Raw genomic sequence first — 13,327 nt, forward strand, 5'->3', positions numbered from 1 at the left:
CAAAAACCTATCCCTCAAATCCAACCACAATCAAATGCGGATATTATTCTCAGGTATTCTAAAATGCATTACTTTCGTTGTGTACTGTACACAAATTATTTCCATGAATAAATTACTCCAAATCCTCCTTTTACTTTCTATCTTAAACGCTTGCCAATCACCCGAAAAAGTAAAAGACCAAGAAACCTACACCTATTTAAAGGTATGTTTCGAAGATTATTACCTTAATTACGATGTTGAAATAACACCACTTTTGGATGAATTTGAACTTTTGCTATTAGATGAAGGACATATTTCGGATACTACTGGAGTAGCTTACAAAACGCTATTTGATAGTTTAGCGGTGAATGATTATTTCAATCCTCCATTAAAAAAAGAAGATTTTGACAATACAGTTTTGTATAAAAATCCTTCTAATATAATTAGCTGTGCAAGTGCATTATTCGCCGTAGATTCTAATGAAATAGTAAAGACAAACTTTTCTAAAATCGCTAGTAAAATCAACCAAGAAATCGAAAAAGGGGAAGACATTTCAATTCATTATTTCTTTGATATCTATAAACGAGAATTAAGCGATGAAGAATTGCGAGCTCCTTATGTAAAGCAATCCGTTTTACTTTTATTGTATCGCTGGTATTTTAAAAGTAAATACGATAGAGATATTCAAATTGAACTGCGTCAAGAAACGCAAAACTAAAAAGTGTAATTCTAAAAATTTTAGATTAATGCTAATTGGATTGTAAAATGTATCTTTGTTAAAAATTATTCAATTATGAGACTCGCTCAAATAGCCAGAAAATTAAAAGTAAAGACTTCCGAAGTTGTTGCTTTTGTTGATCAAAAATTTGAAGAACAAATCGTTCACGCTCCAAACACTAAAATTCCTGATGATTACGTAAATGACATCATCGAACATTTTACGGTTGAAGAGAAAGCTGAAAGCGAGGTGAAAGCTACTCCTGAATCAACAATTATTGAAGAACCGAAAGGGAAAATAATTGCAGAAGAGGAAACTCATGAAATAATTGAGCAAACTGAAGTTGACGAACAAGTTGAATCTATTGAGGAAAGCGAAGAAACTCATGAATTAAATATTGAAGACGGAGTCATTAAAGCTCCAAAAACTGAAGTTCAGGGGATTAAAGTTGTGGGTAAAATTGAATTACCTGGGGATAAACCAAAAGAAACCGAAAGAACTCCAGAAGATCTCAATGACGAATCAGCACAGGAAGAAAAAACCGTTTATAATGCAGATAATCCTTCTGAATCGACTGAAGAAGAAAAGTCTAATGCAGAGGTAAAAAAAGAAGTTGAAACTCCGACCCGAGAATCAAAACCTGTTCAAGAAAAAAAGAAAGTAACAAATAAGAAAGGGAATAAGTCACGAAAAAACAAGAATTCGCTTACTTATGAGGAGGAAAGAAATTTAGCTCAGAAAAAATACAGGGAGGAACTTCAGAAGCAAAAAGAGATTGATAAAAAGAAAAAGAAAGCCAAATATGAACAAATGATGCAGAAAAAAGCTGCTAAAAGTTCATCAAACAAATCTAAACAAAAGAAAAAATCTAAGCAAACTCCAAAGACTATTTCAAAAAAACAAGTTCAACAAAAGGAAAAACCAACATCACTTTGGGGCAGATTTATCTATTGGCTTAATCATTAATCATGTTTACAAAAGAAGAAAAAAAAGAAATTACAACTGCATTTTGGACAAGGTTCAAAGAACAAGCAGGTGTAAATAAAGGTGCGAACGGAAAACGCATCAATTGGGTGAACTACCCTACTCATCTCAAACAATTGTACGTTCGACTGCATGCCGATACAGAAATCGCACGATTTTCTATTGACGTTCAAGCAAAAGACGATGGAGTGCGTGCTATTATTTGGGAACAAATGACAGAACTCAAAAAAGTGATGGAGGAAGAAATGGTTTTCCCAGGAATTTGGGAAGAAACTGCATTTAATTCGGCTGGACAAACTATTTCGAGAATTTCATGGACATTGGAAAATGTGAACATGTACGTTAAAGAAGATCAAGAAAAAATCTTTAATTTCTACATTTCATTATTACTTGGTTTCGACCGTTTTTACAATACTTACGACGAGGTTTTGATTGGGCTGGTGAGGTAATTACGAATGGTTGAATTACGCATTACGAATTTTTTAAAAAATAAAAGTTAGAAGCTTCTGCGAGATTGCATCTCATGGTCTTACAACTTTTATTTTTCTACCCATTAATTGAACTTAAATTTAGATTCCAATTCGTAATTCCTAATTCATAATTCGTAATTGATTTTTCGTAAATGAATTTTTCTCTTCAAAAATCCATCTAAAATCAGCTAAATCAACTATTTTTATCGCACAACAATTTCAAACTATGGCAATTTCGAAAAAAGAACTAGATTTTAACAAAAACGAGGATGCAATGCGTCTCAAAATTTCACAACTGGAACGTGAGCTAGCTAAGGTTTACGAAGGTGGTGGAAAAAAAAGAATAGAAAAACACCACAGCAAAGGTAAACTTACGGCCCGTGAAAGAATAGACTTATTGCTCGACAAAGACACCTACTCTTTTGAAGTAGCTGCATTTGCAGGAAAAGGAATGTACGAAGAGCATGGTGGTTGTCCTGCGGGTGGAGTGGTTATCAAAATAGGATATGTTTCAGGAAAACAATGTATCGTTGTCGCCAATGATGCCACTGTAAAAGCGGGTGCTTGGTTTCCGATTACAGGAAAGAAAAACCTAAGAGCGCAAGAAATTGCAATGGAAAACAATCTTCCAATTATATATTTAGTCGATTCTGCTGGAGTTTATCTTCCAATGCAAGACGAAATTTTTCCCGACAAAGAGCATTTCGGTCGAATTTTTAGAAATAATGCTGTAATGAGCTCAATGGGAATTACACAAATTGCCGCTGTAATGGGGAGTTGTGTTGCCGGTGGAGCTTATTTGCCAATCATGTCTGACGAAAGTTTGATTGTGAACAAAACAGGAACGATTTTTTTGGCGGCTTCTTATTTAGTGAAAGCAGCAATTGGAGAAACAATCGACAATGAAACTTTAGGAGGCGCAACCACACACACCGAAATCTCTGGAGTTTGTGACTACAAATCAGAGAATGACGAAGAATGTTTAAAAACAATTCGTGAATTAATGAGTCAAATCGGAGCACCACAGTCTGCTGGTTTTGACAGGAAAGAGGCTATTTTACCCAAAAAAGAATTGAAGGATATTTACGGAATTCTACCAAAGGAAAGAACAAAACCTTATGACGTTCGTGATGTGATCGAATGCATAGTAGATGATTCTAAATACACGGAATACAAGAAAGAATACGGTCAAACCATCGTTACAGCTTATGCCAGAATTGATGGTTGGAGCGTTGGAATTGTTGCTAATCAGCGTTTGCTCACCAAAAGTGGAAAAGGCGAAATGCAATTTGGTGGAGTAATTTATTCTGATTCTGCCGATAAAGCTGCACGTTTTATAATGAATTGTAACCAGAAAAACATTCCTCTTGTATTCTTGCAAGATGTTTCTGGATTTATGGTGGGATCAAAAAGCGAACACGGTGGAATAATAAAAGACGGAGCGAAAATGGTGAGCGCAATGGCTAATTCTGTTGTACCTAAATTTACTGTAGTTTTAGGAAATTCTTACGGAGCAGGAAATTATGCAATGTGCGGAAAAGCTTATGACCCTAGACTAATGCTGGCTTGGCCAACGGCAGAATTAGCAGTAATGAGTGGGGCTTCGGCAGCTAAAACCTTGATGCAAATTGAAATGGCTTCTCTCAAAGCAAAAGGTGAGGAAATCACAGCAGAAAAGGAGAAAGAAATGTACGATAAAATTAAAAATCGTTACGACGAACAAATTAGTCCTTACTATGCTGCCTCAAGAATTTGGGTAGATGCCATTATCGATCCTGCGGAAACTAGAAATATAATTGCCCTGGGAATTGAAGCGGCCAACCTAAAACCCGCAGAAAAGCCATATAACGTAGGAAACATTCAAACGTAAAAACAAATCAATATGCTGAATTGGCAATTTAAACATTACAATGACCTTTCACTAAACGAATTTCATGATATTCTCGCTTTAAGAATTAAAGTTTTCGTGGTTGAACAAAATTGTCCTTACCAAGAATTAGATGGAAAAGATAAAAAATCTTACCACTTAATTTGCCGAAATGGAAAAGGAGAATTGGTGGGAACTATGCGTATTTTACCACAGGGAGTAGCATACGATGACATAGGTTTTGGAAGGGTTGTTTTGGCAGAAGAAGAAAGAGGCGAAAAAGAAGGACACCAAATGATAGAAGAAGCCTTGGCCTTTTGCAGAGCCGAATTTGGCGACGTTCCTGTCTACCTCTCAGGACAAAAACATTTAGAAGCATTTTACAACAAACACAATTTCAAATCTACCGGAAAAGAGTACTTAGAAGACGGAATTCCACACGTGGAAATGTGTTTAAAATCAAACAAATAAGAAATAGAAATGAAAATAATTAATAAAACTTTATTGTTCGCCGCTGGAGCTTCGATTTTAGCTTCTTGCGGAACCTCTAAAAAGGACACCAAAGAAATTAATCCAAAAAGTCCATACACTATTAATGTAGACTATTTGGACAAATCAACTGCTCCATCTGAAGATTTCTTTCAGTATGCCAATGGAACTTGGATCAAGAACAATCCTGTACCGGCATCAGAATCACGTTGGGGAAGTTTTAATGAACTAGACCAACGCAACAAAGAAAAACTAACGGTAATTTTAGAGGAAGCTTGCTCAGTTGAATCGGCTATAGGAAGCGATCTTCAAATCATCGGTGACTACTACGAAGCAATGAAGGACATGGACTTAAGAAATGAACTAAGTCCGAAAAAGATTTTCTTAATCAAAGAAGAGTTAAAACAAATCAAAGACCATTCATCACTTCCTGATGCGGTAATGAAAATGAAAAAGAAAGGAATTAGTGCCTTTTCTAGTTTATATGTAGGTCAGGACCTTAAAAGCGTAGATAAAAACACGCTCTATCTTTCTCAAGGTGGTTTAGGTTTGCCCAACAGAGATTACTATTTCGATGATTCAAAAGCGGAAATCCGTGATCAGTATCTAGACTACATGGCCCTTGCTTTCGAACTATTTAGATTTGAAAATCCATCAGAAGTAGCCCAACGTGTAATCAAGTTCGAAATGAAAATGGCAGAATCAATGATGAAGCCTGCAGAATTAAGAATTCCTGAGAACACCTACAACCCAATGGTTATTGATGACGCAGACGAAATCGTTAAATTCTTAAACATAAAAGAAACTGCAGCGAAATACGCCAAAGACAAAAAAATCGAAAACATCATCGTCGGACAACCAAAGCACATTATTTCATTGGGTGAGGTTATTGCAAGCGAAAACTTCGAAACTGTTAAGGAATATTTAGCATGGAAATACATCAACCACTATGCTCCATATATGGACGAAAAATTGGTGAGGCTTAATTTTGACTTTTATGGAACAGCCCTTTCTGGAATCAAAGAAATGAAACCAATGAATGAAAGAGCCATCGAAGAAATGACGAATAAAGCGGTAAGTACTGCATTGGCAAAGGAATTTGTTGCTCGCCACTTCTCTGAACAAGCAAAAAACAAGGTTAACACAATGGTTGACAACCTACTTGCTGTTTATGAAACGAGAATCAACAATTTAGAATGGATGACCGATGAGACAAAAACTGAAGCTTTAAAGAAACTACATGCTATTGGTCGTAAATTAGGATATCCTGATACTTGGAAAAACATTAAAGGTTTAAAAATTAATGCCCAGGACTACATTGGTAACGTTGATGCATGTCACAGTTTCTCTTTTGAAGAAAACATGTCTAAATTAGGAAAAGCTGTAGACAAGGATGAATGGGGAATGCCCGCTCACCTAGTAAATGCGTATTACCACCCTTTACTAAATGAAATCGCTTTCCCAGCGGGTATAATGCAAGCTCCATTTTTTGATGTAAACGCTGAAGATGCTGTAAATTACGGAGGAATTGGAATGGTAATCGGTCATGAATTTACTCATGGTTTTGATGACATGGGAAGTAAATTCGCTGCCGATGGATCATTCACTAACTGGTGGTCTGAGGAAGACAGAACTAACTTTGAAGAAAGAACAAATCGTTTAGGAAAGACTTTTAGTGGCTTTTGTCCAATTGACGGTCACTGTGTGAATCCTGATTTAACAATGGGTGAAAACATTGCAGATTTAGGAGGAATTACAATGGCCTACTATGCTTATACAATGACAGATGAGTTCAAAAAAGGAGACAAAAGAAGTGGGTTTACTCCAGCTCAACGTTTCTTCTTGGCGTATGCTCAGTTGTGGAAAATCAACTATACGGATGCCGAACTAAAAAAACGTTTGGCTACAGATCCACACAGTCCTGGGAAATATAGAGTAAACGGACCATTAATGAACTCCCCAGAATTCTTCGAAGCCTTTGGTGTAGAAGAAGGAGATGCTATGCGCAAAAGTGAGGAGAAAATTTCTAAAATCTGGTAATCCCTTATTTTACCAATGAAAAAAATTATTGTAATTGCAGGACCTACAGCAAGCGGAAAAACTTCGCTTGCTGTGGCTTTGGCAAAGCAATTGAATTGCTCCATCATTTCTGCAGATAGCCGACAATTTTATAAAGAACTATCCATCGGAACTGCAAAACCAAGCGAGGAAGAAATGGAGGGAATCCCACACTATTTCATCGATTCCCATTCCGTAGAGCACCCCTTATCTGCTGGTCAATTCGAAAAACAAGCCTTAGAAAGAGTAAAAAACCTTTTTGAATCTGATGACACCATCATTATTGTTGGAGGTTCTGGCATGTTTATTAACGCACTAATCTACGGAACCGATCAATTGCCTCACAATCCAGAAATAAGAGATTTTTGGAATCAAGAATTAGAAGAAAAAGGCATTGAATTTCTTCAAGAAAAACTTAAAACAGTTGACCTCGCATATTATAATGAAGCAGACATTAAGAATCCAGTCCGTCTCATAAGGGCATTAGAGATTTTCGAAATTACAGGTCAGCCTTTCTCACAATTGAGAAAACAAAATGTAAAAACACCTCGATTTCCTACTTATTATTTTGTTATTAACCATCCGAGAGAAGAGCTTTACAACCGCATTAATCAGCGCGTAGAAATCATGATAGCCAATGGCTTGATTGATGAAGTTAAAAACAACATTCAACACCGATCATTACAAACACTAAATACTGTTGGCTACAAAGAAGTTTTCGAATACTTAGACGGTGAGATTTCCAAAGAAAGAGCTATAGCATTGATTCAACAAAATACGCGAAGATATGCCAAGCGCCAATTAACATGGTTTAGAAAGGAAGACAGCGCCCATTGGATTTCGCCAACAACTACCGAAAACATGGTTAAAGACATCATTTCTACACTACAATAGTTAATTCTTCTCCTCCGCTCCTATTTTTGATAAAATTCGATTATTTCCATATATTTGGTAGAAATTACCGAAAATGAAATATTTAGTAGTCACCTCTTTACTGGTCTTCATCTCCCTTTTTTCCTGTAAAAAAGAGGAGCTCGATTTTAAATTCTCAGGAAATGTAAAAGCACCTGAAACGGGCGAAAACATCCAAAATGCCGCAGTTAAAATCTATACTTATAGCACAGGAGACAATATAGAAACATTGAAAGGAAGTACGACCACTGATGCCTCAGGAAACTATGATATAGCAGTAGAACGCTCCAAATTTGAAACATTGGTTATTCGAGTTTCGAAGAAAAACTACTTTATCGATGAAAAGACATATCCCATTGACGACTTAACGACTGAAGATCAAAACGCAATAACTCACTTCTTAAGTCCAAAATCTTGGACCAAATTTATTCTGAAGAAAGGTGGTGTTACTGCTTCAAATGACCATATAAAAATCCAGAAAGTTTCAGGAAAAACCGACTGTGAAGACTGCTGTAAGAACGAGACAAAATTCTATTACGGAAATGAGGACCTCGACGTTTATTGCCTAAATGATGGAAATAAATACATGAAGTTTTATTGGTGGACAATAGGCTCGAATACTTCCAATGGAATAGATAGTATTTACAACACGCCATTTGATACAACGAGTTTTACTATCAACTATTAATTCAGCCAACGATTTAAACAACTGTTGCACAAATATTTAAAATTAGTGGCTAAGCTATTTAAATCGCAATAAGCATTATCCTTTAATCCTATTTATATTTTATCCTAAAAAAACACTGATGATAAATGGATTAGAAGAAGTCCTTACCTCAGAAAAAGAAAAATTTCTCCAAGGTCCAAGATGACAGAATAATGGCGATATCTTTCAAAAAGTGAGTAGAAAATAATGACAATGAACAACATAAGATTGTTCAAAACATTAAACATTTCTTCCCTTACATTTTGTCATTCAATTAAATAATCTCTATCTTTGCACTCCAATTTAGAGAAAATTGGGTTTATCGTTAATCTTATATAAGACGATTTAATATAAATTTCTTTCAAGTTTTTAAGATTGCTTGAAATACAATTAAAAGGTGCCAATATGGCTGAAAACAAAATTATTGATCAGGGAAATCCTGAGTTTGACTGGGACGCGTTAGCTAACGAAGGGTATAGTCAAGCACAACACGCTGAATACGCAGATCAGTATGAAGCAACATTAACTTCTATTACAGAGAAAGAAGTAATTCTTGGAACTGTTGTAGCAATTACAGACCGTGAGGTTGTTGTAAACATTGGTTACAAATCTGAAGGAGTTATTGCAATTAACGAATTTCGTTACAAACAAGATCTTGCAGTTGGAGATGAAGTTGTAGTATTTGTTGAATCACAAGAAGACCGCAATGGTCAACTAGTAGTTTCTCACAAAACTGCACGTATGCACCACGCATGGGATCGTGTGAACGAAGTGTTGAAAACTGGTGAAGTGATCACTGGACATGTTAAATGTAGAACAAAAGGTGGACTTATCGTTGATGTATTTGGAATTGAGGCATTCTTGCCAGGTTCTCAAATTGACGTTAAACCTATCCGTGACTACGATATGTACGTTGGTAAAGACATGGAATTCCGTGTTGTTAAAATCAACCAAGAATTTAGAAACGTTGTTGTTTCTCACAAAGCGCTTATTGAAGCAGAGCTTGAAGAGCAGAAAAAACAAATTATCTCTGGTCTTGAAAAAGGACAGGTTCTTGAGGGTACAGTTAAAAACATTACTTCTTACGGTGTATTCATCGATTTAGGTGGTGTTGACGGTCTTGTTCACATTACAGATCTTTCTTGGGGACGTGTTAACCACCCAGAAGAGATTGTTGAATTAGATCAAAAATTAAACGTTGTAATCCTTGATTTCGATGACGATAAGAAACGTATCGCTCTTGGATTGAAACAACTTCAAGCACATCCTTGGGATGCATTGGATGAAGGTATGAACGTAGGTGATAAAGTAAAAGGTAAAGTAGTTGTACTTGCTGATTACGGAGCATTCGTTGAAATCGCACCAGGTGTTGAAGGATTAATTCACGTATCTGAAATGAGCTGGTCACAGCACTTAAGAACAGCACAAGATTTCCTTAAAGTAGGAGATGAAGTTGAAGCTGTTGTTTTAACATTAGATCGTGAAGAGCGCAAAATGTCTCTAGGTATTAAGCAATTGATGCCAGATCCATGGGAAGCTATTGAAAACCGTTACCCAGTTCAATCTAAGCACAAAGCTAAGGTTCGTAACTTCACTAACTTCGGTGTATTCGTTGAATTAGAAGAAGGTGTTGACGGATTAATTCATATTTCTGACCTTTCTTGGCAAAAGAAAATCAAACATCCATCTGAATTCTGCAAAGTAGGAGAAGAAATGGAAGTTGTGGTTCTTGAAATCGACCAAGAAAACAGAAGAATCTCTCTAGGTCACAAACAACTTGAAGAGAATCCATGGGATGTATTTGAAACAATCTTCGGAGAAGGTTCAGTACACCAAGGAACAATCGTTGAACAAAAAGATAAATCAGGTATCGTATCTTTACCTTACGGTGTAGAAGGAATTTGTCCTGCTAAACACATGCGTAAAGAAGATGGTTCTAATGCGAAAGTAGAAGAAACTCTTGATTTCAAAGTAATTGAGTTCAACAAAGATGCTAAGAAAATCGTTGTTTCTCACTTGAGAACTTTTGAAGAAGGCGAAGATAAGCCAACTACGAAAAAATCTAGCGGTAAATCCGGTGGAGGTTCATCAAAAGCTGTTAGTGATGTAAACAAAAACTCTGAAAAATCTACTTTAGGTGATTTAGATGCTCTTGCAGCCTTGAAAGAAAAAATGGAAGGAAAGTAATTTTCTAACATCATATATCTGAGAAGCCCCGATTCTTTCGAATCGGGGCTTTTTTTTGGTTTGGGCGTTTAGTATGGGCGATTTGTAAGGGCGATTTGCAAATCGCCCATGCAATCTCCAGACCACAAAAACAATCTACCATTATCCTTGTTATTACTACTCGTCAAAAAAAATTCATTATTTTTATCTTAAAAACTAAATATGTTAACAATAACAGCCGTTTTCCTAATCATATCAGGAATATTTGCAGCGATAGCTAAAGTGAGTAAAAACACCAAACCAAGCGAATTTATCGCGGTTTACATCTTAGGGATAAGTACACTTATTCTCACCAAAGATTTTCTCAACGATGAAAAAGGAGTAAACCAAAGCTTAACCTTTTTATTAATTGCCATACTGAGTATCAACTTTGCATTGGGTGAGTTTTTGAAAAAGAAAAAACATTTGGGACTTCTAATTATTCCTGTCCTGACCAGCGCAGGATTCTTTCTTTATCCAGAGTTGGCCCAACACAGTTATATGGGACAACAAATAGATGATATTTTAGTCTTGTCAGGATTGGCCCTCTTGAGTGCACTTGCTCCACTACTCATACATGTAATCAACTTAATTTTAGCTAAAATGTTAGCCAAAATGAGCCCAATTAAATGGGATGAAAAGGACGCTAATTTACTCCATAGTGCTCTGCTTTTTACTTTCATTGGTGTGATCGCATCGCTAGGTGGATTTTTACTTGGAAAAGTGGGAATATTAATCGCAGCTACACTCTTCCTTTCCAGTTCATTCTTAGCACGCAACAAAACCACAATTCCATCTAGTCTTCTAATTAGTGCTTCTGGAGCAATGTTTCTTATCTCCGCAGCATTTATAGTCCTAGAGCAAGCGGGCTTTGCATCATTAGACCTTACCAATGGTGAAGTAATTCAAGGTGTATTTTTAGCAGGATTTATAGTGACAATCTATGAACTACTTACCAGATTGGCTTCTGAGAATACCGGAAAATGGAAATTTTTACTAACAGCTAAGGCCATTCTAGTTCCACTACTTATTATTTTATTATTAGGTTTTGCCTATACACAATTAGAGAGGTTAGGAGGAATTTTAACACTCTCGTCACTTTTAATTTCTCTTGGGTTGCTCTCAGTTCTTTACGCTACGTTCACATCAAAATTGAACATCATAGGTTTAAAACTGTTTTCTCTAGGTTTTATACTGCTTATCGCTCCCAATTTCCATCCGGTGAAGCAATCATCAGGAATTGATTTAGCCTCTCTGGGAATTGAGCAATCTGAAGACAGCAACTCAGGAAACTCAAATGCTCAGAGCTATCACGATAAATTAGATGAACCCAATGGAAAAGATATTGCAAATGCAACAGGCAACTGGAAAATCGATGATGAAAAATCAAAGATTTTCTTTGAACTAGGGCCTCCTAGCGGAAGAACGAGCGGTGAATTTAAACAAGTGATTGGAGACTTTAAAATAACAGAAAATCTATCCAATACCTCGATTAACGTTGTTTTACCCGTCAAAAACATCTCAACTTACAATTCTATGCGTGATGAATCTTTAATGGACGAAGAATATTTCCACGAAGAAAAATATCCTGAACTGAAGTTCGAATCTAAAAACTTTACAAAATCTGGAGATGCTTACTTAGTCGAAGGAGATTTCACTTTACTGGGCATTAGTAAACCTGTCGAAGTTACTCTGAAATTAGTAGGTACAGGAGAACAAGATGGCAAAGAAATAATGGTACTTTGGGGAAAATCTTCTCTTAATAGAACAGATTACGGAATGCCTTCATCTGCTAAAATTGGAGATGTTGTTGATTTTCATTTTGAGATTCAATTAACCAAATAGATTTACATTAGGGGCGTTTTGCTTTAATGGTGTTCTGTTTCCAGAACATGATAGAAAACGCCCCCATAGTAAAACAATTTCGCTTGTCAATCAATTATTCCTTACTTTTAGACTTGTGAAAAATATACTCTTAATCAGTTTTGTTATTTTGACCCTTTTGGGTCGAACACAAACTTTCTTTGAGAATGATTCAACACTAAACCCTAAAAGAACAGCTTGGACAAGCGCCACAATTGCAACTGGTTGGACAGGGAGTATTCTTGCGTTAAAAAACGTATGGTACAAAGAAAGTTGGACAAATAGCTTCCATTTATTTGATGACTCCCAACAGTGGTTGGGAATGGATAAAATAGGTCATGTCTACACTGGAAACCTCATCACCAAAAATATCGCCTCCTTATACCGCTGGTCTGGAGTAAACCGAAAGCAAAGTTTATTGATTGGTTCGTCAGTTGCTTTTGGATATCTCAGCAGTTTGGAATTGCTGGATGCTTATTCCGAGAAATGGGGCTTTTCCTGGTCCGACATTGGAGCCAACACATTAGGAATAGCTTGGTATACTTGGCAAGAATTGCTTTGGGAAGAACAACGCCTAAAACTAAAGTTCAGCGCACATTTATCTCCTTATGCGCAATACAGACCCAACACATTAGGTGGAACAGTTTCCGAAAGATTATTAAAAGACTACAACGGTCAAACCTACTGGTTATCCATCTCGCCTGCCCAATTTATGAACGAAAGCTCCTCTTTTCCAAAATGGTTAAGCTTTAGTTTTGGATACAGCATAGATGAAAAAATACATGGAGATTTTAATTCATATACAGTATTAACCGGAAAACCAGGATTAAAAACATTTAATGCAAAAAGCCAATATTTGTTTTCCTTGGACATAGATTTTCAAGGATTTAATCCCAAGAGACAATGGATGAAGACTTTGTTTAAGGTAATAAATCATGTAAAAGTCCCATTTCCAGCAGTAATATTTAGTGGTGGTAAACTAGAGGTGAGTTCGCTTTACTTTTAATTTAACCGCAAAGCCCACAGAGTTTTTCGCAAAGTGCACAGATAAAAAATGCTATTTCTGTAAATAAAAC

The 13,327-nt window shown here is 36.2% G+C and carries 11 protein-coding genes; all 11 read left to right on the top strand.

Annotation, left to right across the window (positions count from 1 at the left end; genetic code table 11):
• Window positions 1–103 precede the first annotated feature (103 nt).
• The 11 genes from DIT68_RS05760 to DIT68_RS05810 all read left to right on the top strand — a co-directional run bounded on the left by DIT68_RS05760 (window position 104) and on the right by DIT68_RS05810 (window position 13,257).
• Window positions 104–697: a hypothetical protein gene (locus DIT68_RS05760; RefSeq protein WP_109358869.1), complete on the top strand. Its 594-nt coding sequence runs from the start codon at window positions 104–106 to the stop codon at window positions 695–697.
• Window positions 698–772: 75 nt separating this feature from the next.
• On the top strand, window positions 773–1,663 hold the full coding sequence (locus DIT68_RS05765; RefSeq protein ID WP_109358870.1) for a hypothetical protein: 891 nt from the start codon (window positions 773–775) through the stop codon (window positions 1,661–1,663).
• Window positions 1,664–1,665: 2 nt separating this feature from the next.
• Complete coding sequence (locus tag DIT68_RS05770; RefSeq protein ID WP_109358871.1) at window positions 1,666–2,130, top strand: DUF4268 domain-containing protein; 465 nt, start codon at window positions 1,666–1,668, stop codon at window positions 2,128–2,130.
• A 247-nt stretch (window positions 2,131–2,377) separates the two neighbouring features.
• The gene (locus DIT68_RS05775; protein ID WP_109358872.1) at window positions 2,378–4,021 is read left to right on the top strand and encodes an acyl-CoA carboxylase subunit beta; all 1,644 of its coding nucleotides are present in this window, start codon (window positions 2,378–2,380) and stop codon (window positions 4,019–4,021) included.
• A 12-nt stretch (window positions 4,022–4,033) separates the two neighbouring features.
• Window positions 4,034–4,489 (top strand): GNAT family N-acetyltransferase, encoded by a 456-nt coding sequence (locus DIT68_RS05780; protein ID WP_109358873.1) that lies wholly within the window; start codon window positions 4,034–4,036, stop codon window positions 4,487–4,489.
• A 9-nt stretch (window positions 4,490–4,498) separates the two neighbouring features.
• On the top strand, window positions 4,499–6,547 hold the full coding sequence (locus DIT68_RS05785) for a M13 family metallopeptidase (protein WP_109358874.1): 2,049 nt from the start codon (window positions 4,499–4,501) through the stop codon (window positions 6,545–6,547).
• Window positions 6,548–6,562: 15 nt separating this feature from the next.
• Complete coding sequence (gene miaA, locus DIT68_RS05790; RefSeq protein WP_109358875.1) at window positions 6,563–7,459, top strand: tRNA (adenosine(37)-N6)-dimethylallyltransferase MiaA; 897 nt, start codon at window positions 6,563–6,565, stop codon at window positions 7,457–7,459.
• A gap of 73 nt (window positions 7,460–7,532) precedes the next feature.
• Window positions 7,533–8,165 carry a carboxypeptidase-like regulatory domain-containing protein gene (locus DIT68_RS05795; protein WP_109358876.1) on the top strand — a complete coding sequence of 211 codons (633 nt, stop codon included), beginning with the start codon at window positions 7,533–7,535 and terminating at the stop codon, window positions 8,163–8,165.
• Window positions 8,166–8,588: 423 nt separating this feature from the next.
• Window positions 8,589–10,370, top strand: a complete 1,782-nt coding sequence (gene rpsA / locus DIT68_RS05800) for a 30S ribosomal protein S1 (protein WP_109358877.1) — start codon at window positions 8,589–8,591, stop codon at window positions 10,368–10,370.
• A gap of 201 nt (window positions 10,371–10,571) precedes the next feature.
• On the top strand, window positions 10,572–12,233 hold the full coding sequence (locus tag DIT68_RS05805; protein ID WP_109358878.1) for a YceI family protein: 1,662 nt from the start codon (window positions 10,572–10,574) through the stop codon (window positions 12,231–12,233).
• A gap of 115 nt (window positions 12,234–12,348) precedes the next feature.
• Window positions 12,349–13,257, top strand: a complete 909-nt coding sequence (locus DIT68_RS05810; RefSeq protein WP_146194135.1) for a DUF2279 domain-containing protein — start codon at window positions 12,349–12,351, stop codon at window positions 13,255–13,257.
• Window positions 13,258–13,327: the final 70 nt, after the last annotated feature.

The organism is Brumimicrobium oceani (assembly GCF_003143775.1).
Taxonomy (GTDB): Bacteria; Bacteroidota; Bacteroidia; order Flavobacteriales_D; family Crocinitomicaceae; genus Brumimicrobium; species Brumimicrobium oceani.

What these genes read in the sequence shown, in the direction of transcription:
- DIT68_RS05795 (WP_109358876.1), top strand. Translation starts at nt 7,533, where the DNA reads ATGAAATATTTAGTAGTCACCTCTTTACTGGTCTTCATCTCCCTTTTT.
- DIT68_RS05775 (WP_109358872.1), top strand. Translation starts at nt 2,378, where the DNA reads ATGGCAATTTCGAAAAAAGAACTAGATTTTAACAAAAACGAGGATGCA.
- DIT68_RS05805 (WP_109358878.1), top strand. Translation starts at nt 10,572, where the DNA reads ATGTTAACAATAACAGCCGTTTTCCTAATCATATCAGGAATATTTGCA.
- miaA (WP_109358875.1), top strand. Translation starts at nt 6,563, where the DNA reads ATGAAAAAAATTATTGTAATTGCAGGACCTACAGCAAGCGGAAAAACT.
- DIT68_RS05770 (WP_109358871.1), top strand. Translation starts at nt 1,666, where the DNA reads ATGTTTACAAAAGAAGAAAAAAAAGAAATTACAACTGCATTTTGGACA.
- DIT68_RS05760 (WP_109358869.1), top strand. Translation starts at nt 104, where the DNA reads ATGAATAAATTACTCCAAATCCTCCTTTTACTTTCTATCTTAAACGCT.
- DIT68_RS05765 (WP_109358870.1), top strand. Translation starts at nt 773, where the DNA reads ATGAGACTCGCTCAAATAGCCAGAAAATTAAAAGTAAAGACTTCCGAA.
- DIT68_RS05785 (WP_109358874.1), top strand. Translation starts at nt 4,499, where the DNA reads ATGAAAATAATTAATAAAACTTTATTGTTCGCCGCTGGAGCTTCGATT.
- rpsA (WP_109358877.1), top strand. Translation starts at nt 8,589, where the DNA reads ATGGCTGAAAACAAAATTATTGATCAGGGAAATCCTGAGTTTGACTGG.
- DIT68_RS05780 (WP_109358873.1), top strand. Translation starts at nt 4,034, where the DNA reads ATGCTGAATTGGCAATTTAAACATTACAATGACCTTTCACTAAACGAA.